Source organism: Luteimonas sp. TWI662, assembly GCF_039673825.1.
Taxonomy (GTDB): Bacteria; Pseudomonadota; Gammaproteobacteria; order Xanthomonadales; family Xanthomonadaceae; genus Luteimonas.
In genome coordinates this window covers 1-22,521 of sequence record NZ_JBDJMI010000016.1, presented here as the reverse complement: position 1 = coordinate 22,521, position 22,521 = coordinate 1, and the positions used below count along the sequence as shown (strand labels likewise).

Here is a 22,521-nt window from a genome sequence, read left to right as displayed (position 1 = left end):
CGCCCGCGTCGGCCTACAGTTCGATCGTCGAGCCCGGGGGCGGTCCGGCCGGCGCGGCGGCATCGCCACAGATGTCGCGCCACATGACGTACATCGCACCGAACATCACCACGTACAGCACCAGCAGCAGCGCCAGGTACATCGGCAGCACCAGGAAGGCGCCCAGCGCCGGATGCAGCAGCCCGGCGACGATCGTCACCAGCGACGCCACCACGCCGAACACCAGGATCAGCGCAAAACCGCCCGCCATCGCCAGCGCAGCGATCACCAACACCGGCAGTACGTTCTTGAGCGTGGCCAGCACGCCATCGCCGAACGCCGCGAACACGCTGCGCCCGCCCAGCGCGACCTGGCCCAGCCCGATCGCATAGACGGTCGCATAGAACATGCCAAACAGCAGGCCCAGCGCCATCAACGGACCGATCCCCGCAGGCGGCATCGGCAGCTCGGGCGGCGCGGACGGCGGGGTCTGGCTGGCGCCCATCTCCTGGGTGATCGTCATGATCTCCAGGTACCACTCCGGCACGCCGTCGCCGAACAGGCTGACCAGCGTGTAGAACGTGGCGATGTACAGCGCGCCCATCAACAGCCCGAACCCGACCAGGCGCCCGGCACCGACCGAGAACACCGAGAACAGGTCGCCCGGTCGTGCCGGCCGGCCATGCTCGACCGCATCGATGACCCGCAACACGCCGCCGATCAGCAGCGGGTAGACCAGGATCGAGACCAGCGAGAGCGCGCCGATCAGCATCAGTTGCGACTGCGCATCGAGCCCGAATGCGAGCTGCAGCACCAACTGCAGCACGCTGGGCAGCAACGCCAGCAGCGACACGATGGCCACCGCGCCGTACACCGCCCGGGGATTGCCGCGGCCGACGTTGACCGCCTGCACCAGCCACTGCCAGCCGTGGCCCGCTCCCACGCTCCGAATCGTCATCCCGCTGCTTCCCGTTCCGCACGTGGCGTCGTGCCACGAGGCCGGCCATCGTACTGCAGTGCCGATGCACGCGGCGCGCAGGCCGCACGCCAAGCCGCCACTGTTACGTGGTCAGCGCCGCTCACCGACCGCTGGCCTCGGTGGCAGAGCGCAGACGGCCGCGAAGCGCCGCAGCACCGTGCGCGCATGCGGCGCGGCCCGTACCGCGGCCAGCATCGCCGCCGGATCGGCGGCCTCCTCGCGCAGCGGCTGCGCCCGGGCGCGGATGTAGCCGCGCATGTGCGTGGCGCTGAACTCGGGATGGAACTGCACGCCCCAGACCCGCTCGCCCCAGCGGAAGGCATGGTGCGGCTCGAGCGCCGAGCGGGCGAGCGGCACCGCACCTGCGGGCAGCGCCAGCGCGCTCTGCAGGTGCGTGACCTGCGCGGCGAACCGCGGCGGCAAGCCGCGGAACAGCGGATCGTCGCTGGCGGCGGCCAGCGTCTCGATCTCCACCGTGCCCATCTCGCGCCCGCCGGGATTGGCGCCGACCTCGCCGCCGAGCGCGTGGGCGATCAGCTGGTGGCCGTAGCAGATGCCCAGCAGCGGCATGCCCGCCTGCGCGGCATCGCGCAGCCAGACCGCACTGCGCTCGCTCCACTCGGCGCGGTCGGTGACCATCGCGCCCGAGCCGGTGACGATCGTCGCCCGCACCGCGTCGGCCGGCGGCAATGCCGCACCGCCTTCGACATCGACCACCGCGACCTGATCGCGCGCCAGCCCGGCCGCGACCCGGATCCAGTGCGCGAAGCCGCCATAGCGACGCATCGACGGGACCGGCCGTCCAGTTTGCAGGATCAGGATGGGGAGATCGGAAGCCATCGTGGTGTGAGCGCGTGGATGGAAGCGCAAGCGTAGCGACTCAACGCTGAAAAGCGCCCATCCCCGCCTCTTCCCGTCTTGAAACAGGAGAAGGCGCGGTGCGTCGCGAGCCGGCAGGACGCTGCGTCGAGATCTCACCTCCCCCGCCCGCAAGGGAGGTCGGCGTGCGCAGCGCGCCGGGTGGGGCCGAGCCGGCGCGTCTACTCGCGTGGCGGCAGCACCGCCATCACTTCCTCGACCGTCGTCAGCCCCTGCGCGACCTTCTCCGCGCCGGCCATCCGCAAGGTGCGCAGGCCGGCGACGACTGCTGCGTGGGCAAAACCGGCCAGGGACATCTCCGGCTGGATCAATGCCCGCAGCGCCGGTGTCACCGGCATCAGTTCGTAAAGACCGACGCGGCCGAGGTAGCCGGTGTTGCGGCATTCCAGGCAGCCGACCGGACCACAGGCCTGCGCCGGCGGTGGCGGTCCGTCGGGGCCGACCAGCGCGCGCCAGCCGTCCGGGTCGACTGCGCGCGCGCTCCGGCAGTGCGGGCACAGCGTGCGCACCAGGCGCTGGGCGAGCACGCCATTGAGGGTGGACGCGATCAGGTAGTGCGGCAGCCCCAGATCGAGGAGCCGCGTGATCGCCGACGGCGCGTCATTGGTGTGCAGCGTCGAGAGCACCAGGTGGCCGGTCAGCGCGGCCTGCACCGCCATCTGCGCGGTGTCCAGATCGCGGATCTCGCCGATCATGATGATGTCCGGGTCCTGGCGCAGCAGCGTGCGCACGCCCTGGGCGAAGGTCAGGTCGATCGCGGCGTGCACCTGCATCTGGTTGAGCTCGACGGCGACCATTTCGATCGGGTCCTCGACCGTGCACACGTTGACGTCGGGCGTGGCCAACGCGCGTAGCGTCGAGTACAGCGTCGTGGTCTTGCCCGAGCCGGTCGGGCCTGTGACCAGCACGATGCCGTGCGGGCGCTGCACCAGCGCGTTCCAGGCCGTCGCCTCGCCATCGTCGAACCCCAACTGCGCGATCGTCTTGAAGGCGGTGTCGGGATCGAAGATGCGCATCACGCACTTCTCGCCGAATGCGGTGGGCATCGTCGACAGGCGCATCTCGACCTCGCGCCCGCCCGGCGAGCGGGTCTTGATGCGGCCGTCCTGCGGCCGCCGACGCTCGGCCAGGTCCATGCGCCCGAGCACCTTGATGCGGCTGACCGCAGCGGTCATCACCGGCGGCGGCATTTCGAACACCTTGTGCAGCACGCCGTCGATGCGGAAGCGCACGCGGCCGACGTCGCGGCGCGGCTCGAGGTGAATGTCCGAGGCGCGCTGCTCGTAGGCGTACTGCAGCAGCCAGTCGACGATGTGCACGATGTGCTGGTCGTCGGCGTTGACGTCGCCCGAGCGGCCGAGTTCGACCAACTGCTCGAACGACGGCGCGCTGCCGCCCCCGTCGCGCAGGTCGCGCGCGCCGCGCACCGAGCGCGTGACCCCGAAGAACTCCATCGTGTAGCGATGCAGGTCGAGCGGATTGGCGACGATCAGGTCGATGTCCCGACGCAGCAGGCGCTGCAGATCGGGCAGCCAGTCGAGCGCCAGCGGTTCGCTGGTCGCGATGCGCGCGTGCTGGGGGGTGACCTCGACCGGCAGGATGCGATGCCGGCGGGCATAGGCGTGCGAGACCAGGTCGGTCACATCGGCCACGACGATCTTGGTCGGGTCGATGCGCAGATACGCGTGCCCGGTGCGCTGCGCCAGCCATTGGGTCAACGCTTCCAGACCCAACTCGCGCCCGGGGCGCAACGCCGAAGGCAGCTTGAGATTGGCCAACAGCACCAGCGGATGCACCGCCTCCAGGCCGCGGGTCGCGCGCCCGCCCACACGCGCGCGCTCGGCGTCGGCCGGTGCCAGCAGGCCGTCGGCGACCAGCGCGGCGACGACCGGCTCGAACGTCAACCGCCCGGGCGGCAGCCGCGCGGGCGGCAGCCGCGCGGCGGGCGCGCCGGCCTCATGGCCTGCGGACGACGGCGGCATCCGGGGGTCGTTCAAGCCTGTTCCTCCGTGGCCGCGGCCGCCTGGCGCGGCGGGCGGCATGGCGTGGACCGCTATACTAGCGCGCCGCCGCCACGCCCACTCCGATGACCGGACCGACGTTCCAGGAGCTGATCCTCACGCTCAACACCTATTGGGCCCGTCAGGGCTGCGTGCTGATCCAGCCGCTGGACCTGGAGGTCGGCGCGGGCACCTTCCATCCGGCCACGTTCCTGCAAGCGCTCGGCCCCGAGCCGTGGAACGCGGCGTACGTGCAGCCCTGCCGCCGCCCCACCGACGGCCGCTACGGCGACAATCCCAACCGCCTGCAGCGCTATTACCAGTACCAGGTCGCGCTCAAGCCCAATCCCGACAACATCGTCGAGCTGTACTTCGGCTCGCTGCGCGAGCTGGGCATCGACCCGCAGGTGCACGACCTGCGGCTGGTCGAGGACAACTGGGAATCGCCGACACTCGGCGCCTGGGGCCTGGGCTGGGAGGTCTGGCTCAACGGCATGGAGGTGACCCAGTTCACCTATTTCCAGCAGGCCGGCGGGCTGGAATGCCGTCCGGTGCTGGGCGAGATCACCTACGGGCTCGAACGCCTGTGCATGTATCTGCAGAACGTCGACAACGTGTTCGACATCGTCTGGACCCACGGCCCCGACGGCACGCCGGTGACCTACCGCGACGTCTACCACCAGAACGAGGTCGAGCAGAGCACCTACAACTTCGAGCACGCCGACGTCGCCGAGCTGTTCCATCGCTTCGACCATTGCGAGGCCGAGGCGCTCAAGCTCGTCGAGATCGGCCTGCCGCTGCCGGCCTACGAGCAGGTCTGCAAGGCCAGCCACAGTTTCAACCTGCTCGACGCGCGCCGTGCGATCAGTGTCACCGAACGCCAGCGTTACATCCTGCGCGTGCGCACGCTGGCCCAGGCGGTCGCCAAGGCCTATTACGCGCAGCGCGAGAAGCTCGGGTTCCCGAGGCTCAGGCGCGACGCCGCGGCCTGAACCTGCCCGGATCGGCTAGGCGCCAAGACGTTCCATGATCCGCCGTCCGGCGGTCGACACGGCCCTCCCCCGCACCGCGGGCACGGCGGGCGAAAAGAGAAAGGGTCCTTCCGCATGACCGACATCAAGCCCCTGCTGATCGAACTGGGCACCGAAGAACTGCCGGTCAAGGCGTTGCCCGGCCTGGCCCAGGCGTTCTTCGACGGTGTGATCGCGGCGCTGGACAAGCGCGGCATCAACGTGGTCCGCGGCGATGCCAAGCCGCTGTACACGCCGCGGCGCCTGGCGGTGCTGCTGCCCGGCGTCGCTGCCGAGCAGCCCGAACAGCGCGGCGAGGTGCTGGGGCCGTATCTCAATATCGCGCTCGATGCCGACGGCCAGCCGACCAAGGCGCTGCAGGGCTTCGCCGCGAAGGCCGGCGTCGCCTGGACCGCACTGGAGAAGACCACCGACGCCAAGGGCGAGCGCTTCGTGCATCGCACGGTGACCGCCGGCGCGACCACCGCCGCGCTGCTGCCCGAGGTGCTGCGCGAGGCGATCGCCGCGATGCCGATCCCAAAGCCCATGCGCTGGGGCGCCCACGCTTACGCGTTCGCACGCCCGGTGCACTGGCTGGTGGCGCTGCACGGCGATACGGTCGTGGAGGCCGAGCTGTTCGGCGCCCGCGCCGGCCGCGACAGCCGCGGCCACCGCTTCATGCACGATGCGCCGGTGGCGATCGCCGCCCCGGGCGACTACGTCGAGACGCTGCGTGCAGCCTCGGTGCTGGTCGATCCCGATGCCCGGCGCCGGACGATCGCCGATGCGGTCGAGACCGCGGCGCATGCGGTCGGCGGCCACGCGCGCATCGAGGCCGACAATCTCGAGCAGGTGAACTGCCTGGTCGAATGGCCGAGCGCGGTGACGTGTACGTTCGAGGCCGCGTTCCTTGCGGTGCCTCAGGAGGCGCTGATCGCGACGATGGAAGCGAACCAGAAGTTCTTCCCGGTCCTGCGCGACGGCCGGCTGACCGAGCATTTCATCGGCATCGCCAATATCGTCTCCAAGGACCCGGCCGAGGTCGCCAAGGGCTACGAGCGCGTGATCCGTCCGCGCTTCGCCGATGCCAAGTTCTTCTTCGACGAAGACCTCAAGCAGGGCCTGTCGGCGATGAACGAGGGCCTGCGGACGGTGACCTACCAGGCCAAGCTGGGCAGCATCGCCGACAAGGTGGCGCGGGTGGCGGCGCTGGCGCAGGCGATCGCGCCGCAGGTCGGCGTCGACGCTGCGCTCGCCCAGCGCGCAGCGCAACTGTCGAAGGCCGACCTGCAATCGCGGATGGTCGGCGAGTTCCCGGAACTGCAGGGCATCGCCGGACGGGACTACGCCCGGCACGACCCGGCGCTGGCCGGCTTGTCCGACGACGACCGCAGCGCGCTGGCGAACGCGCTCGACGAGGCCTGGCAGCCGCGCTTTGCCGGCGACGACATCGCGCTCTCGACGCTGGGCAAGGTGCTGGCGATCGCCGAGCGCCTGGACACGCTGGCCGGCGGCTTCGCCGCAGGCCTCAAGCCGACCGGCAACAAAGACCCGTTCGCGCTGCGCCGCACCGCGCTGGGGCTGGCGCGCACGCTGATCGAAAGCGGCTTCGACCTCGACCTGCATCGACTGCTCGCCACGGCGGTCGAGCGCGTCGGCGCGTTGCCGACCGGCAAGGACGGCGCCACCGTGTCGGCCGATGCGGGCGAGCTGTATGACTTCGTGCTCGAGCGCCTGAAGGGCTACTACGCCGACCGCGGCGTGCCGGCCGCGCACCTGTCTGCGGTCGCCGCGCTGCGCCCGGCCTCGCTGTACGACCTCGACCGGCGCATCGATGCGATCGGCACCTTCGCGCAGTTGCCCGAAGCCGCCGCGCTGGCCGCGGCCGACAAGCGCATCCGCAACATCCTGCGCAAGGCCGACGACGCGATTCCCGACGCCGTGGACGCCGCACTGCTGCGCGAGCCCGCCGAAGCGGCACTGGCCGAGGCCGTTGCGGCCGCGCACGGCGAGACCGGGCCGGCCCTGGCCCAGGGTGACTACGTCGCTGCGCTGACGCGGCTGGCACGGCTGCGTCCGCAGGTCGATGCGTTCTTCGACGCGGTGATGGTCAACGTCGACGACCCGGCGCTGCGCGGCAACCGCCTGGCCCTGCTGCAGGGGCTGGCCGACCGCCTGGGCAGCGTTGCGGCGATCGGGCACCTGTCGGCTTGAGTGGAGCCGCACGGGCGCGCGCGACGTTAATCGACTCTTGACGCGCACCGGGTATCCTCGCCCGATGCCTCGCTTTCCGTTGTGCCTCGCCGCCACCGTTCTCGTATTCTCGTCGGCTGCGGCGCAGGCCGCGCGTGTCGATCGTGTCGACATTTCCGGCCTCGACGAGGAGATGACCGAGAACGTGCGCGTCTCGCTGGCGCTGTACGACGCGATCGGCAAGGACGTGTCCGGGCGGCGCATGGCTTATCTGATCCGCGAGGCCGAATCGCAGACACGCAAGGCGCTCGAGCCGTTCGGTTACTACTCGCCGACGATCGACGTGCAACGCGAACGCAAGGAGAACATCTTCGCGGTCCGCATCGTCGTCGACCCCGGCCAGCCGGTGCGCGTGCGCAATCGCGATATCGCGATCATCGGCCCCGGCGGTCAGGACCGCTACCTGGCGCGCGACGTCGCGAGCTTCGTGCCCGGCGAAGGCGGTGTGTTCAACCACGCCGACTACGACGGCAGCCGCAACCGGCTCAGCCGCCGCCTCAGCGAGCGCGGCTACTTCGACGCCGAATTCGCATCGCGCCGCGTCGAGATCACCCGCGCCGACCACGCCGCCGACATCGATCTGGTGTGGACCAGCGGCGAGCGCTACAACATGGGCCCGACGATCTTCAAGCAGTCGCCCGAACCCGTCGTCAACGACGAACTGCTCGAACGGCTGGTCTACTGGGACGAAGGCAGCTACTACCACCAGGGTCGTCTCGACCGCCTGCGCACATCGCTCTCGCGACTCGACTACTTCTCCACGATCGACATCGAGCCGAAGGTCGAGGATGCCAATGCCGAGCGCGAGGTGCCGATCGAGGTGTCGCTGACGCCGGCCAAGCGCAGCATCTACACCTCCGGCGTGAGCTACGGCACCGACAGCGGTGCGGGCATCCGGCTCGGCGTCGAGCGCCGCTACGTCAACATGCGCGGCCACAAGGCACTGGCGCAACTCGACTACGCGCAACGCCGCAAGACCCTGACGCTGCAGTACCGCATCCCCGCGTTCGCCTGGCTCGACGGCTGGTACACCGCCAGCCTGCAGGCTGCCGACGAGCAGACCGACTACATCGATTCGCGCCGCGTCGAACTGGTCGGCAGCCGCAGCGGCCAGTACAACGACCGCCTGAACCTGATCGCCTCGCTGCATCTGTTGCGCGAGCGCTGGGCCTACGCGCCCGAGGAAGACCCCGACACCCCGGTCGCCCCGGACGACGAGTTCGCAGGCGCGCTGTACCGCTACGCCACGTTCGCCTATCCCTCGCTGCGCGCCGAGTACATCGACGTCGACGACCGGCTGTTCCCGACTGCCGGCATCGGCGGCTCGGTGATGCTGCGCGGCGGCATCGAGGGCGCGGCCTCGGACGCGACGTTCACCCAGCTGCATGCGCGTGCGAGCTGGTTCCGCGGCATCGGCGAGTCGAGCCGGCTGATCGTCCGCGGCGAGCTCGGTCACACCTTCACCAATGCGTTGGTTGCGATGCCGCCGAGCCTGCGCTTCTACGCCGGCGGCGACCGCAGCATCCGCGGCTACGATTGGCGCGAGGTCGGGCCGCGGATTCCCGCACGCGACGGCCGCAAGGCCTATGCGCTGGGCGCCAAGAACGTGGTGACGGCCAGCGTCGAGTTCGAGCGCTACTTCACCGAGACGATCGGCGCGGCGGTGTTCGTCGACAGCGGCGACGCGTTCGACGGCACCTCGCCGAACTGGCGCACCGGTGTGGGCATCGGCGCACGCTACAAATCGCCGGTCGGCCCGTTGAAGCTCGACATCGGTCGCGGCCTCGACAATCCCGATTCGGCCTTCACCATCGGCCTGAGCATCGGCGCGGAGTTCTGAAATGGCTTTCCGGCGCGACCGCCTGCCCGACGACCTGACCCCCGAAGCGCGCGAGGCGCGCATCGCCGAACTGCGCCAGCGCCGACGCGCGCGCAGACGCAAGCTGGCGATCCGCAGCGCGATCGGCGTCGCCGTGCTGGCGGTGCTGGTCGTCGGCCTGGTGTGGTGGCTGTTGACCACGTTCGGCGGCCGCGACTTCCTGCTCAACCAGATCGCCGCTCGTCTGCCGGCCGGCACCGAGCTGACCTGGCGCGCGGCCGAGGGCCCCGCGTCGGGACCACTGACGATGTACGACGTGCGCTACGTGCAGCGCAGCTGTCCGGACGTCGAGGAAAAGCCGGTGCCCTACGGGCAGTGCGAGGAGCCGAGGGTGCTGACCTTCACCGCCGCACGCGTGACCATCGACCCGGCGCTGATGCCGCTGGTCGGCCGGCGCCTGCGCCTGGATGTGCTCGATGTCGACCAGGCGGTGCTGGAACTGCCGGCGCCGGTCGACACGCCGTTCGAGCTGCCGCGCTGGCCCGATTCGCTGCCGCGCATCGACCTGCCCCTGTCGCTGCAGGCCGACACGATCCGCGTCGACGGCTTCCGGGTCACGCGCATGGGCGAGCCGATGATCGATATCCGCACGCTGCGCGGCGGACTCGATGCGCAACAGGGTGAGCTGCGGCTGACCGGGATCGTCGTCGACAGCGACCGCGGCCGGTTCACCGCAGACGGGGTGTACTCACCGGACGACGACTACCGGATGGACCTGACCGCCAGCGCGCTGATGCCGGCACCGCCCGGACGCACGCGGCCGCGCATCGGCCTGGTCGCGCGCGGCGATCTGGCGCATCTGGACATCGCGGCGATCGGCCACGCGCCGGCGCCGCTGCGCGCACTGATCACCCTGCGCGGTCGCGACGATCCGGGCTGGGCGCTGCGCGCCGACACCACGCGGCTCGACCCGTCGCTGCTGCTCGGCAATGGCGAGCCGGGCACGCCGCTGGCCTTCGACCTGCGCGCCGACGGCACCGGCGGTGCAGCCACGCTGCAAGGCAAGGTCACGATCGGCGAACCCGATGCCGCGCCGCTGGCGGTGGTGCTGCAGCCCTCCAAGCTCCGGCTCGAGGACCAGCGCCTGGACGTCGAACGGCTGGTGGTCGACGCCTTCGACGGGCGGGTGACGCTGCGCGGCCACGCCGATGTCGCCGAGCCCGGCGATGTGCGGTTCCGCTTCGCGGTCAACGCGCGCGGCCTGCAGTTCGGCGCCGACCCCGACAGCGCCGACCCTGCGCCGCCGATCCTCGCCGATGCCGATCTGGGCATCGCCGGCAGCACCGCGGCGTGGGCGGCGATCGGCAAGGCGGGGATCGAACGCGATGGCCTGCGCGCACGCGTCGATTTCGACGGCCGCGGCGACTCGGAGCGCATGCGCCTGCACACCGCGCACGTCGAGATGCCGACCGGCACGCTCGATGCGACCGGCGACGTGGCCTGGGCGCCGGCCTTGCAATGGGAGATCGCCGCGACCCTGGCCGGCTTCGATCCGGGCTATTTCGCCCGCGACTGGAAGGGCGCAGTCGACGGCCGCTTCGCCACGACCGGCAACACCCGCGACGACGGCGGCCTGGACGTGGCCGTCGAGGCCGACCAGCTCGGCGGCACGCTGCGCGGCCGGCGGCTGGACGGCCGTGCGACGTTTGCGATGCACGGGCCGGCCAGCGACGCGGGCGAGGCCGGACGCAGCGATTTCGAGGGCGAGGTCGCACTGACGCTCGGTGGCAGCCGCGTGGATGCGCGCGCCAAGGTCGCCGACACCCTGGACATCGACGCCGAGCTGGCGCCGTTGCAACTGGCCGATTTCCTGCCCCAGGGCGGGGGCACGCTGCGCGGCACGCTGCGGGCCACCGGCGCACGCACCGCGCCCGGCATCGCGGCCGACCTCACCGGCACTGCGCTGCGTTTCGGCGACTACGCCGCAGCCAGCGCACGGATCGACGGCCGCCTGCCGTGGCGCAGCGATGCGGGCACGCTGGAAGTCTCGGCCAGCGGCGTGCAGGCCGGTGTCGCCTTGGACGCGGTCCAGGTGTCGGCACGCGGCGCGATCACCGCGCTGCAGTTGCAGGCCGACGCGCGCGGTGAGATCGGCACGCTGTCGCTGTCGGGCGAGGCGACCCAGCGCAGCGGCGGCTGGCAGGGCACGCTGGCCACGCTGCGCCTGGCGCCGACGACAGGCGCGAGCTGGGCGCTGCAGGCGCCCGCGCGGTTCGCCCAGGCCGGGACGCGCATCACGCTGTCGGAAAGTTGCTTTGCCTCCAGCGGCGGCGGCTCGCTGTGCGCCAGTGCGGACTGGCCGCGCCAGGGCGTCAGCGTACGCGGCGACCGCCTGCCACTGGCGCTCGCGACGCCCTATCTGCCCGAGCAGGACGGCGGGCAGGCGTTCGTACTGCGCGGCGAGATCACGCTCGAAGGTCGCGCGCGCCCGGTCGGCAACGGCTTTGCCGGCAGCGCCAGCGTGCGTTCGGCCAGCGGCGGCGTGCGCACGTCCGAGCGCGCACGCAACGACGTCATCACCTACGACGATCTCGCGCTCGATGCCGAGTTCGACGCCAACCGGCTCAGCGCGCGCCTGACGACAACGCTCAACGAGGTCGGCCGCATCCAGGCGCAGGTCACCAACGGCTGGGATGCGTATTCGCCGCTGTCCGGTTCGCTGGTCGCCCATATCGAGGACCTGACGTTCGTCGAGCTGTTCTCGCCCGACATCGTCGAGCCCAAAGGCCGCCTGACCGCCGACATCCAGCTGGGCGGCACCCGCGCGCAGCCGACGATCGGCGGGCAGGCACGGCTGAGCGATTTCACAACCGAGATTCCCTCGCTGGCGATCGCGCTCGAAGACGGCAACGTCGGGCTCGACGCGCTGCCCGACGGCACCGCCCGCATCAGTGGCAACGTGCGTTCGGGCAAGGGCACGCTCGACATCGACGGCCGGCTGGACTGGCGCGGCGAGGCGACGCCGCTGGAGCTCAACCTGCGCGGCACCGACGTGCTCGCGGCCGACACGAGCGACATGCACATCATCGCCTCGCCCGACATCACCGTGCGCTATGCGGCGCAGCAACCGCTCAATGTCACCGGCAAGGTGTTCGTCGATGTCGCGCTGCTCGATCTCGAGCGCCTGAGCGAGGGCGTGTCGGCCTCGCCCGACGTGGTCGTGCTCGATCCCATCGATCCCGACGACAGCGGGACCGCCTCGTCGCTGGCACTCGACCTGACGGTGGGCGTGGGCGAGAACGTCGGCCTGCGCGGCTTCGGATTCGATGGCCGCATGCGCGGCGAACTGCGCGTGCGCGCGGTGCCGGGGCGCGAGATGACCGGCAACGGTCGCCTGTCGGTCGACGGCCGCTACAAGGCCTACGGCCAGGAACTGAAGGTGACCCGCGGCAATCTGGTCTTCAACAACAGCCCGGTGGCCGACCCGGTGCTCGATGTGCGCGCCGAACGCCGCATCGACGCCGAGGACATCACCGCCGGCATCGACGTCAGCGGCCGGGCCTCCTCGCCCCAGGTCAATGTCTGGACCGACCCGTCCAGCGACGATTCCCAGGCACTGTCCTACCTGGTGCTGGGCCGCTCGGCCTCCAGCCTGACCAGCGCCGAGGGCCAGCAACTCGATGCCGCCGCCGCTGCGCTCAATGCCGGCGGCGACCTGATCGCAGGCCAGCTCGGCAGCAAGATCGGGCTCGACAGTGCCGGCATCAGCCAGTCGCGTGCGCTCGGCGGCAGCGTGCTGGGCGTGGGCAAGCAGCTCTCGCCGCGGCTGTATGTCGGCTTCGGCGTGTCGCTGCTGGGCACAGGTCAAGTGCTGACGCTCAAGTACCTGCTCAGCCGCGGCTTCGATGTCGAGATCGAGTCGAGCACGCTGGAGAACCGCGGCTCGGTGAACTGGCGGCACGAGCGGTAAGCGCGGCGGAGGCTCTCTCTCCGGCACGTCGATCTCGATCCTTGCGACGCGGGGATGCAAGATGGATCGAAGCCGGAAATCCGGCAGTGGGAGCAGGACATGACGCGTTCGCGGCGTTTCTACGCGCATTCCACAGAGTCTGTCGATCGCTCTGATTGGCAGGCTCTGGATGCGCACTTGGAGGCGGTCGGCGCACGTGCGGGCGAGTACGCCGCCGCATTCAACGCCCGGCCATTGGCTCGCGCCGCCGGTCAGTTGCACGATCTGGGTAAGTACACCAATGCGTTCCAGGCTCGTCTGAGTGGCGATCCGGCGCGCGTCGACCATGCCACTTGGGGCGCACGCATCGCTCGACAACGCTACGGCAACCTGGGCTCGCTGATGGCCTACGGCATCGCCGGGCATCATGCCGGACTCGCGAATGGTCGACCGGGGCAGGAGGATCAGTCGCGCACTTCGCTGCATGAGCGGCTTTCCGATGCGTACTCATTGCCACCGCTGCTGCCAGACTGGGATCAGGAGGTCCAACTGCCGGCCACCTTGCCGCTTCCCGATGGATTCGTCCCGCACCCCGATCCGAAGCGCCGGATTTTCCAATTGTCCCTGCTCGCCAGGATGCTCTTCTCGTGCCTGGTCGATGCAGACTTCGTCGATACGGACGATTTCTACCGCCGCATCAAGGCCCGTCCCTTGCGCGAGGCCGAGACCGGCCACAAGCCGTCGCTGCACCAACTGCGGGAACGCCTGGATGCCCACCTCGCCAAGTTTCCGACAGAAGGCGGTATCAATCCGATACGCGCCCGCATTCTGCACGACGTCCGCACCAAGGCCGGGCTCGATCCAGGCCAGTTCTCGCTGACCGTCCCCACCGGCGGCGGCAAGACGCTGGCCTCGCTGGCGTTCGCGCTGGACCACGCCATCGCCCACGGGCTGCGCCGGGTGATCTACGTGATCCCGTTCACCAGCATCATCGAGCAGACTGCGCGGGTGTTTCGTCATGCGCTCGGCGAGCTCGGCGACGACGACGTCGTGCTGGAGCATCACGGCGCGTTCTTCGACGACCCGGGCAAGGCACCGCAGTCGATCGCCAAGCGTCGCCTTGCGATGGAAAACTGGGACGCCCCGATCGTCGTCACCACTGCCGTGCAGTTCTTCGAGAGCCTGTTCGCCGATCGCCCTGCGCGCTGCCGCAAGCTGCACAACATCGCGGGCAGCGTAGTGATCCTAGACGAAGCCCAGACCCTGCCGCTGGAATCATTGCGCCCGTGCGTGGCGCTGCTGGACGAACTGGCGCGCAACTACCGGGTCAGCCCAGTGCTGTGCACCGCCACCCAGCCTGCATTGACGCGGTCCCACGGCTTCAAGGACGGGCTGGAGGCCGTACGTGAACTCGCGCCCGACCCGCCCGCACTGTACGAACGCCTGCGTCGAGTGCGCGTGCGCCACGCCGGCGTTCTGGACGATGACGCCCTCGCCGATCATCTGCATCGACGAGAACAGGTGCTGTGCATCGTGAACAACCGCCGCCACGCGCGGCATCTGTTCGAAGCCATTGGTGAGCATCCCGGGGCGCGTCATCTGACCACGCTGATGCACGCCCGGCACCGCAGTGCCGTGCTCGCCGACGTGCGCAGCCTGCTGTCGGACGGGCAACCATGCCGGCTGGTCTCGACCAGCCTGATCGAGGCGGGCGTCGATGTCTCCTTCCCGACCGTCCTTCGCGCCGAAGCCGGCCTGGACGCGATCGCGCAGGCTGCGGGCCGCTGTAACCGCAACAAGGAATGGGACATCGACGCCAGCGAGGTCCTGGTGTTCGATCCAAGCAACCCGGACTGGGCGCCGCCAAAGGAACTCAAGCTGTTCGCGGAGGTCTTCCGCAGCGTCGAGCGTGCCCATCGCAACGATCTGCTGGCGATCGACGCGGTCACCGCCTACTTCCGTGAACTGTACTGGCGGCTGGGCGACGGCCGACTCGACCGGGAGGACCTGCTGGCGCTGCTCCGCGACTGCACCATCGACAGCCTGCCCATGGAGACCCTCGCACGCAGGTTCAAGGTGATCCGCACCACGATGCGTCCGGTCATCGTGCCTTACATCGCCGGCCAGCATGACGAGGCACCCGATGTAGCCGAGACATTGCGCCAGTTGGAACATGCCGGAGATGTCGGCGTTACCGGAATCGCCCGCAAGCTCCAGTCCTGGCTGGTGCAGGTGCCTGAGCAGGCGTACCAGGCGCTGTGGGCGTCCCACGCCATCGCGGCGGTGGCCCCCGACCGGTATGGCGATCAGTTCGTGCGCTTGGTCAATCCTCGGCTGTACGACGCGCGATTCGGTCTGCACTGGGAGCAACCGCAATTCCTTGATGCACTTGGACTCGTCATCTGACTGCTGCCCCGCATTCATCAATAAGTGCAACTATTGCACTATTATCATATGCCTGTTCTCGTCCGCCTCCAGCGCTGCACCATCACGATGTACGCAGCAGATCACGCGCCACCACATTTCCACGTACGCACGCACGATGGACGCGAGGCGCTTGTCGAGATCCGCACGCTGCGGGTTTTGTCGGGTGCGATCCGGCGTAAAGAACTCGCCGACGCCCTGGCCTGGGCCCAGACCCGTACGAACGCCCTCATCGCCAAGTGGCAAGAGCTCAATCCATGAATCAGTCGCAGTTTTTCATCACGCGCTTGGACGTCACCGGCCCCTCCCGCCTTGCGCTTGCCTTCGCCGACGGGCAGCGCTTCGATGTGGAACTGGGCGACGTCATTGCCCGCCACCCTGCGCTCGCGCCCGTGGCCGATCCCGCCGTCTTTGCCCAGGCCGCCCTCGACGAGTGGCAGCGCGGCATCGTGTTCGCGGGCGACGAAGACCTCGGCTTGGCCAGCGACAACCTGCGCGCACTGGCCATCGAGCAGGCTGGTGGCTTCTCTCACCAGCAACTGCTGGCCTGGATGTCGCATCACGGCCTGACCCTGGAGGCCGCCGCACACGCATTGGATATCAGTCGCCGGATGCTGGCCTATTACCGCAGCGGCGCCAAACCGATCCCGCGGACGGTCGGATTGGCCATGCTGGGCTGGGAAACCATGCGCGCCAACGACATGCGCCACGCCTTCGATTATGGTCAAGCCGCGTGAGTCTCAACTTGCGAGATCGGCATTCGTAGTATCGAAAGCGGCGCCGAGCCGCGACAGGGGAAACAGGGATGAGTTACGGGGTGAAGCTCCACGTCTGGGGTGAGCGGGCGTTGTTCACGCGCCCGGAAATGAAAGTCGAGCGGGTGTCTTACGACGTCATCACGCCATCGGCAGCGCGCGGCATCCTCGAGGCGATCCACTGGAAGCCGGCGATCCGCTGGGTGGTGGATAGCATCCAGGTCCTCAAGCCGATCCGTTTCGAGTCGATCCGGCGGAACGAGGTCGGGAGCAAGCTTTCGGCAGCCAGCGTCGGCAAGGCCATGAAAGCGGGCCGTACCGACGGGCTGGTCCACTACGTCGAAGAAGATCGACAGCAACGCGCGGCCACAGTACTGCGTGATGTGCACTACGTCATTGCCGCGCACTTCGAATTGACGGACAAGGCTGGACCTGACGACAACGTCGGCAAGCATCTGGACATCTTCAACAGGCGCGCGCGGCGGGGGCAATGTTTCCAGGCGCCATGCCTGGGGACGCGCGAATTTTCCGCCCACTTCGCGCTGGTCGAGGGGGATTACCTGCTGCCCCCACTCGATCCATCAATACTTGGCGAACGCGACCTGGGCTGGATGCTGCACGACATCGACTTCGCCGACGGCATGACCCCCCGATTCTTCCGCGCGCGCATGATCGACGGCCGCGTCGAGGTGCCGCAGCCAGGCGATGGGGAAGTGCACGCATGATCCTGTCCGCCCTCGCCGACTATTACCAGCGCCTCCTGGAGGACCCGGACTCCGGCATCGCAACGCCCGGCTACAGCCAGGAGAAGATCGGCTACACGATCGTCCTGGCGACCGACGGCAGTGTCGTGGACGTACACGACGAACACGACAACGGCGGCGCGAGACGTGTTTCCAGGCCCTTGGATGTGCCCCAGCCGCAGAAGCGCACGGTGGCGGTGAAGTCAAACTTCCTGTGGGACAAGACCAGCTACGCGCTCGGCGTCAGCGCGACCAGCAGGCGCAGCGCGGAGGAACACGAGGCCTTCAAGGCCCTGCACCGCCAGACACTGGGCGATAGCGACGATCCTGCCCTATGCGCGCTGCTGATGTTCCTCGACCGATGGACACCGGCGCAGTTCGCAGACGATCCACATTTCGCACGCCACGGCGAGGCAATGCTGGATACGAATATCGTCTTCCGTTTCGACGGCGAACAGCGCTACTTGCATCAGCGCAGCGCCGCACGCGCTGCCTGTGAGCGATTGCAAAGCCAAGCTGGCGGCGGTACGCGCGGCATGTGTCTGGTCACTGGCGAGCACGCAGCGCTGGCGCGTCTGCATCCGGCCATCAAGGGCGTGAGTGGCGCGCAAAGTTCCGGCGCGTCCATCGTTTCTTTCAATCTGGACGCCTTCACTTCGTACAGAAAGATCCAGGGCGAGAACGCCCCTGTATCCGAACAGGCAGCCTTTGCCTATACCACCGCACTCAATCATCTGTTGCGCCGTGGCTCGCGCCACCGCAAGCAGATCGGTGACACCACCGTCGTGTTCTGGGCACGGGCCGAGAGCCACGCACAGAGCGCCCGCGCCGAAGACCTCTTGGCTGCTTTCCTCGGCACCGATGACGCAGGTGCCGACGAACTCCAGGAGGGTCAGGCCAATCAAAGGCTGCAGGCCATCTTGGAACAGATTCGACAAGCGCGGCCGCTGCGTGAACTCGGCATTGACCTCGACGACGCCACCCGCGTCTTCGTGCTCGGCCTTGCACCGAACGCCTCACGCCTGTCGATCCGATTCTGGGAAACCGAGTCGCTCGCGAATTTCGTCGAGCGCCTGGCCGATCACCACGACGATCTCGCGCTGCAGCCGCGCGCCTGGAATCGTCCACCGACACCACAGTATCTCGCCCTCCAGACCGCACCGATCCACGGCGACAAGGGACGGCCCAAAACCGATGACATCCCGCCGTTGCTGGCGGGGGAATTGACCCGCGCCATCTTCACCGGCGCGCGCTATCCACGCAGCGTGCTCGGCACGGTTGTCATGCGATTCCGCGCGGACGGACAGATCACGCCGCTGCGCGTTGCATTGTGCAAGGCCGTCCTGGCGCGCGACGCGCGGCTGGGCGCACAACAAGGATCGTCAACCGACAAGGGGGCACCACCCGTGAGTCTCGAACCCGGCAACACCGACCCCGGCTATCTGCTTGGGCGACTGTTCTCCACGTTGGAGAACGTACAGCGCGCCGCGCTCGGCGGCCAGCTCAACGCCACCATTCGCGACCGCTACTACGGCGCGGCCTCGGCCACGCCCGCCAGCGTGTTCCCTATGCTGCTGCGCAACGCCCAGAATCATCTCGGCAAGCTGCGCAGGGAGAAGGCCGGACTGGCCGTGAACTTAGAAAAGGAGATCGGTCAGATCGTCGACCTGCTCGGCACCCGCTTCCCTCGCAGCCTGCTGATCGAGGCGCAGGGCCGCTTTGCCATCGGCTACTACCACCAGACCCAGGCACGATTCGCCCGCAACGAAGGCCAGGACGCCACCAAGATTGAATCCGAAGGAGAAACCGCATGAGCGCGATTGCCCACCGCTACGAGTTCGTCTACCTGTTCGACGTGACCAACGGCAACCCCAATGGGGATCCCGACGCTGGCAACCTGCCACGCCTGGACCCGGAAACCAATCGCGGCCTGGTCACCGATGTGGCGCTCAAGCGCAAGATCCGCAACTACGTCTCGCTGGAGAAGGAAGGCGAGCCCGGCCATGCGATCTACATGCAAGAAAAATCGGTCCTTAACAACCAGCACAAGCAGGCTTACGAGGCACTCGGCATCCAGCATGAGGCCAAGAAGCTGCCCAAGGACGAAGCAAAGGCGCGCGAACTGACCGCATGGATGTGCGCCAACTTCTTCGACGTACGGACCTTTGGCGCGGTGATGACCACAGAGGTCAACAGCGGCCAGGTTCGCGGGCCCGTTCAGATCGCCTTCGCCAGTTCGATCGACCCTGTACTGCCACTGGAAGTCTCGATCACCCGCGTGGCTGTGACGAATGAGCGGGACCTCGAGAAGGAACGCACGATGGGCCGCAAACACATTCTGCCTTATGGGCTGTACCGCGTGCACGGCTTCGTCTCCGCCAAGCTGGCCGAGCGTACCGGCTTTTCTGCCGACGACCTGGAGCTGCTCTGGCGCGCGCTGACCAACCTGTTCGAACATGACCGCTCTGCCGCGCGCGGAGAAATGGCCGCACGCAAGCTGCTCGTGTTCAAGCACGAACATCCAATGGGTAACGCGCCTGCGCACATCCTGTTCGACAAGGTGAAGGTGACGCGCGTGGATGGCGTGTCCGATACGCCGGCGCGCGCGTTCTCCGACTACCGCGTCGAGATCGATCGAGAATTGCCCACAGGCGTGACGCTCGACGAGCGGTTCTGATGTTCGACCGAGGTCTGACTTCATGGACGACTACGACCTGATCCCGCTCTCGGCTCTCCAGCACTATCTGTACTGCCCGCGCCAATGTGCGCTGATCCACCTGGAACAGCAGTGGGCCGAGAGCCGGCACACCGCCGAAGGCCGACTGCTGCACCAGCGCGCCGACGCTCCGCAGGCCGAACGTCGGCGGGGCGTCCGGACTGTCACTGCGATGCCGTTACTGGCGCTGGAGCTAGGCCTGACCGGGAAGGCCGACGTGGTCGAGTTCCACCGGGCAAACGGTACTGAACGTCCGTTCCCTGTGGAGTACAAGCGTGGGCGCCCCAAGTCGCATCGTGCTGACGAGGTCCAGTTGTGCGCACAGGCGCTGTGCCTGGAAGCAATGCTCGGCACACCAGTGGGATCCGGCGCCTTGTTCTATGGACAGACCCGCCGGCGCAAGGATGTGATGTTCGACGAGCAATTGCGCGACCTCACCCGACACACTATCGCCGCCACGCGGGAGATGTTCGCCGCCGGCCAGACGCCGCACGCCCGTTACGAACCCCGCCGCTGCGACCTCTGCTCGCTGATCGACCTGTGCCAGCCGCGCCTGCTCGGCCGACGCAATGTCGAAGCCTGGCTGCAGCGGCAACTACAACCCGACCAGGACGACTGAACCGTGCGACGCCAGCTCAACACCCTGTACGTGAGCACTGATGGCGCCTGGCTGCGCAAGGACGGCGCCAATATCGTCATGGAAGTCGAGCGCCAGGAACGCGTCCGCTTACCCGTGCACATGCTGGAGAGCCTGGTCTGCATCGGTCGTGTCGCCGTATCACCCCAGCTTCTGGGCTACTGTTCCGAGCAGGGCATCAGCATCTGTTATCTCACCCCGCAAGGTCGCTTTCTTGCCCGCGTCGAAGGCCCCGTCTCCGGCAACGTCCTGCTGCGCCGCACGCAGTATCGCGACAGCGACGATCCGGCACGCTGCGCCAACATTGTCCGCAACCTGCTGGCGGGAAAGATCCACAACCAGCGTGCCGTCTTGGCACGCGGCTGGCGCGACCACGGCCAAGGGCTTTCGGACAGCATCGCCTTTCAGCATGCGCTCAAGCGGCTCAAACGCATTCCCCAACGTGTGCTGCTCGAGCGCGACGTTGATGTGCTGCGTGGCCTGGAGGGTGAAGCAGCACAAGCCTACTTCGGTGTATTCGATCAGTTGATCCGCATCGAATCGCCGCTGCTGCGCTTCGGCGGCCGCAACCGCCGGCCGCCTCGAGATGCATTCAATGCGCTGCTGTCCTTCTTGTACACCTTGCTCACACACGACTGCCGCTCCGCGTTGGAGACCGTCGGGCTGGACCCCGCCGTCGGCTTCCTGCATCGGGATCGGCCAGGTCGCCCAAGCCTCGCACTGGATCTGGCCGAAGAATTCCGCCCGCTGCTGGGCGAGCGCCTGGCCCTGTCGATGATCAACCGCCGCCAGCTCAACGAGCGTGACTTTGTCGTATTCGACAACGGAGCGGTACAGCTCAAGGACGATGCCCGAAAAACAGTGCTCGTGGCCTACCAGGAACGCAAGCGCGAACAACTGCAGCACCTCTATCTCGGGGAAAAGGTGGACATCGGTCTGCTGCCTTATCTTCAATCGCAACTGCTGGCCCGTCACCTCCGCGGCGACCTCGATGGCTACCCGCCTTTCCTGTGGAAGTGACCCGGAGATCCCAAGATGATGGTCCTCGTCAGCTACGATGTCAGCACAAGCTCGCCTGGTGGCGAGAAGCGCCTTCGCCGGGTGGCCAAGGCTTGCCGCGACTTGGGACAGCGCGTCCAGTACTCGGTATTCGAGATCGAGGTCGAACCGAGCCAATGGGTCCAGTTGCGTCAACGCTTGTGCGACCTCATCGATCCTGCGCTCGATAGCCTTCGCTTCTATCAGTTGGGCGCTAAATGGGAAGGCCGTGTCGAGCATGTCGGCGCCAAGCCTGCGCTCGACCTCAAGGGACCGCTGGTGTTCTGACGCGAACCCCAAGCGACCGACTAAGCCCCGGCCGGTTCGCGCCGCTCCAACCCATTGATTTTTCGGAAATCCAATCTCCGAACGCAATCTGGTCTCACATAGCCCTTGCCAGATCGTCATGGTTCGCGGAATCCCCATGTTTGGCCCAATTGCGACCAACACTTACGCTTGGGGCGGTCGCGCCCTCACGGGCGCGTGGATTGCAACTGTTAAACGTCGCGCTGTTCGACGAGGGGTTCGACGTCGCGCCCTCACGGGCGCGTGGATTGCAACTGGCTTAGGCGTTCGAACGGGGCAGGCCGGCGCTGTCGCGCCCTCACGGGCGCGTGGATTGCAACACGACAGCACCGACATTGCCACCAGGCTCAACCCGTCGCGCCCTCACGGGCGCGTGGATTGCAACATGACGTACACCGCTCCAGCGTGGTATGTCGGGACGGTCGCGCCCTCACGGGCGCGTGGATTGCAACTCTAGGCTTGGGTGATTGCCATTGATTGCTTGTAGTCGCGCCCTCACGGGCGCGTGGATTGCAACCGATATCACCCTCGCGGACGAACCCGGATTGCACGTCGCGCCCTCACGGGCGCGTGGATTGCAACCCGCTGAACACCCCCGTGATGGTAGCAGGCTCGCGGTCGCGCCCTCACGGGCGCGTGGATTGCAACGTGGTCGCGGTTGTGCGCGTTCAACAGGTCCAGTTGTCGCGCCCTCACGGGCGCGTGGATTGCAACGATGTACGTGTCCAGGTCGGGCGCGTTTTCGGCGGTCGCGCCCTCACGGGCGCGTGGATTGCAACAGGCTGAAACGCACCCCGTTACCGGACCCCTGCAAGTCGCGCCCTCACGGGCGCGTGGATTGCAACGGATACAACGTTGGGACGGATGCGGCGTGCAAGTCGTCGCGCCCTCACGGGCGCGTGGATTGCAACGCGCTCGCCCGCCTGCTCGATCACTTCCAGTTCCGTCGCGCCCTCACGGGCGCGTGGATTGCAACGTCTGCGTAACGCGCCAGCTTGACACGTCGCCGGGGTCGCGCCCTCACGGGCGCGTGG

General features: G+C 68.1%; 16 protein-coding genes and 1 CRISPR repeat array. Of the genes, 13 read left to right on the top strand and 3 right to left on the bottom strand.

Going from position 1 to position 22,521, the window contains the following annotated elements; translation table 11 throughout:
* Positions 1–13: 13 nt before the first annotated feature.
* The 3 genes from ABE488_RS11960 to ABE488_RS11950 form a co-directional block, all read right to left on the bottom strand.
* On the bottom strand, positions 14–937 hold the full coding sequence (locus tag ABE488_RS11960) for a hypothetical protein (RefSeq protein ID WP_346448572.1): 924 nt from the start codon (positions 935–937) through the stop codon (positions 14–16).
* A 111-nt stretch (positions 938–1,048) separates the two neighbouring features.
* The gene (locus ABE488_RS11955; RefSeq protein ID WP_346448570.1) at positions 1,049–1,798 is read right to left on the bottom strand and encodes a glutamine amidotransferase; all 750 of its coding nucleotides are present in this window, start codon (positions 1,796–1,798) and stop codon (positions 1,049–1,051) included.
* A 200-nt stretch (positions 1,799–1,998) separates the two neighbouring features.
* The gene (locus ABE488_RS11950) at positions 1,999–3,819 is read right to left on the bottom strand and encodes a GspE/PulE family protein (RefSeq protein ID WP_346448606.1); all 1,821 of its coding nucleotides are present in this window, start codon (positions 3,817–3,819) and stop codon (positions 1,999–2,001) included.
* A gap of 104 nt (positions 3,820–3,923) precedes the next feature.
* Between ABE488_RS11950 and glyQ the strand changes: the two genes are divergently transcribed.
* From glyQ to cas2, 13 genes are all read left to right on the top strand, one after another.
* Positions 3,924–4,829, top strand: coding sequence for a glycine--tRNA ligase subunit alpha (gene glyQ / locus ABE488_RS11945; RefSeq protein ID WP_346448569.1), 906 nt, complete (start codon positions 3,924–3,926; stop codon positions 4,827–4,829).
* Between the two features lie 114 nt (positions 4,830–4,943).
* Positions 4,944–7,061 (top strand): glycine--tRNA ligase subunit beta, encoded by a 2,118-nt coding sequence (gene glyS / locus ABE488_RS11940; protein WP_346448567.1) that lies wholly within the window; start codon positions 4,944–4,946, stop codon positions 7,059–7,061.
* A 64-nt stretch (positions 7,062–7,125) separates the two neighbouring features.
* Positions 7,126–8,940: an autotransporter assembly complex family protein gene (locus tag ABE488_RS11935; RefSeq protein WP_346448566.1), complete on the top strand. Its 1,815-nt coding sequence runs from the start codon at positions 7,126–7,128 to the stop codon at positions 8,938–8,940.
* A 1-nt stretch (position 8,941) separates the two neighbouring features.
* On the top strand, positions 8,942–12,889 hold the full coding sequence (locus tag ABE488_RS11930; RefSeq protein WP_346448564.1) for a translocation/assembly module TamB domain-containing protein: 3,948 nt from the start codon (positions 8,942–8,944) through the stop codon (positions 12,887–12,889).
* Positions 12,890–12,988: 99 nt separating this feature from the next.
* The gene (locus ABE488_RS11925; protein WP_346441885.1) at positions 12,989–15,274 is read left to right on the top strand and encodes a CRISPR-associated endonuclease Cas3''; all 2,286 of its coding nucleotides are present in this window, start codon (positions 12,989–12,991) and stop codon (positions 15,272–15,274) included.
* Between the two features lie 87 nt (positions 15,275–15,361).
* Positions 15,362–15,553 (top strand): DUF4160 domain-containing protein, encoded by a 192-nt coding sequence (locus ABE488_RS11920; protein WP_346448562.1) that lies wholly within the window; start codon positions 15,362–15,364, stop codon positions 15,551–15,553.
* Complete coding sequence (locus ABE488_RS11915) at positions 15,550–16,029, top strand: hypothetical protein (RefSeq protein WP_346441867.1); 480 nt, start codon at positions 15,550–15,552, stop codon at positions 16,027–16,029. Before ABE488_RS11920 ends, ABE488_RS11915 begins: the two co-directional genes overlap by 4 nt.
* Positions 16,030–16,097: 68 nt before the next feature.
* A complete protein-coding gene (cas5c, locus tag ABE488_RS11910) occupies positions 16,098–16,772 on the top strand; it encodes a type I-C CRISPR-associated protein Cas5c (protein ID WP_346441868.1) in 675 nt (224 codons plus the stop codon).
* Positions 16,769–18,604, top strand: coding sequence for a type I-C CRISPR-associated protein Cas8c/Csd1 (gene cas8c / locus ABE488_RS11905; RefSeq protein ID WP_346441869.1), 1,836 nt, complete (start codon positions 16,769–16,771; stop codon positions 18,602–18,604). The genes cas5c and cas8c overlap by 4 nt, the downstream gene beginning before the upstream one ends.
* Positions 18,601–19,467 (top strand): type I-C CRISPR-associated protein Cas7/Csd2, encoded by an 867-nt coding sequence (gene cas7c, locus ABE488_RS11900; RefSeq protein ID WP_346441870.1) that lies wholly within the window; start codon positions 18,601–18,603, stop codon positions 19,465–19,467. The genes cas8c and cas7c overlap by 4 nt, the downstream gene beginning before the upstream one ends.
* A 22-nt stretch (positions 19,468–19,489) precedes the next feature.
* Positions 19,490–20,125 (top strand): CRISPR-associated protein Cas4, encoded by a 636-nt coding sequence (gene cas4 / locus ABE488_RS11895; protein ID WP_346441871.1) that lies wholly within the window; start codon positions 19,490–19,492, stop codon positions 20,123–20,125.
* Positions 20,126–20,128: 3 nt separating this feature from the next.
* Entirely contained in the window at positions 20,129–21,163 is a 1,035-nt protein-coding gene (gene cas1c / locus ABE488_RS11890; protein ID WP_346441872.1) for a type I-C CRISPR-associated endonuclease Cas1c, read from the top strand.
* A gap of 15 nt (positions 21,164–21,178) precedes the next feature.
* Complete coding sequence (gene cas2, locus ABE488_RS11885) at positions 21,179–21,469, top strand: CRISPR-associated endonuclease Cas2 (protein ID WP_346441873.1); 291 nt, start codon at positions 21,179–21,181, stop codon at positions 21,467–21,469.
* Positions 21,470–21,645: 176 nt separating this feature from the next.
* A CRISPR array of direct repeats spans positions 21,646–22,463; the repeat unit is 31 nt; unit sequence GTCGCGCCCTCACGGGCGCGTGGATTGCAAC.
* Positions 22,464–22,521: the final 58 nt, after the last annotated feature.

What these genes read in the sequence shown, in the direction of transcription:
- cas4 (WP_346441871.1), top strand. Translation starts at nt 19,490, where the DNA reads ATGGACGACTACGACCTGATCCCGCTCTCGGCTCTCCAGCACTATCTG.
- ABE488_RS11915 (WP_346441867.1), top strand. Translation starts at nt 15,550, where the DNA reads ATGAATCAGTCGCAGTTTTTCATCACGCGCTTGGACGTCACCGGCCCC.
- cas8c (WP_346441869.1), top strand. Translation starts at nt 16,769, where the DNA reads ATGATCCTGTCCGCCCTCGCCGACTATTACCAGCGCCTCCTGGAGGAC.
- ABE488_RS11955 (WP_346448570.1), bottom strand. Translation starts at nt 1,798, where the DNA reads ATGGCTTCCGATCTCCCCATCCTGATCCTGCAAACTGGACGGCCGGTC.
- ABE488_RS11935 (WP_346448566.1), top strand. Translation starts at nt 7,126, where the DNA reads ATGCCTCGCTTTCCGTTGTGCCTCGCCGCCACCGTTCTCGTATTCTCG.
- ABE488_RS11925 (WP_346441885.1), top strand. Translation starts at nt 12,989, where the DNA reads ATGACGCGTTCGCGGCGTTTCTACGCGCATTCCACAGAGTCTGTCGAT.
- cas2 (WP_346441873.1), top strand. Translation starts at nt 21,179, where the DNA reads ATGATGGTCCTCGTCAGCTACGATGTCAGCACAAGCTCGCCTGGTGGC.
- ABE488_RS11920 (WP_346448562.1), top strand. Translation starts at nt 15,362, where the DNA reads ATGTACGCAGCAGATCACGCGCCACCACATTTCCACGTACGCACGCAC.
- cas5c (WP_346441868.1), top strand. Translation starts at nt 16,098, where the DNA reads ATGAGTTACGGGGTGAAGCTCCACGTCTGGGGTGAGCGGGCGTTGTTC.
- glyQ (WP_346448569.1), top strand. Translation starts at nt 3,924, where the DNA reads ATGACCGGACCGACGTTCCAGGAGCTGATCCTCACGCTCAACACCTAT.
- ABE488_RS11950 (WP_346448606.1), bottom strand. Translation starts at nt 3,819, where the DNA reads ATGCCGCCGTCGTCCGCAGGCCATGAGGCCGGCGCGCCCGCCGCGCGG.
- ABE488_RS11930 (WP_346448564.1), top strand. Translation starts at nt 8,942, where the DNA reads ATGGCTTTCCGGCGCGACCGCCTGCCCGACGACCTGACCCCCGAAGCG.
- cas7c (WP_346441870.1), top strand. Translation starts at nt 18,601, where the DNA reads ATGAGCGCGATTGCCCACCGCTACGAGTTCGTCTACCTGTTCGACGTG.
- glyS (WP_346448567.1), top strand. Translation starts at nt 4,944, where the DNA reads ATGACCGACATCAAGCCCCTGCTGATCGAACTGGGCACCGAAGAACTG.
- ABE488_RS11960 (WP_346448572.1), bottom strand. Translation starts at nt 937, where the DNA reads ATGACGATTCGGAGCGTGGGAGCGGGCCACGGCTGGCAGTGGCTGGTG.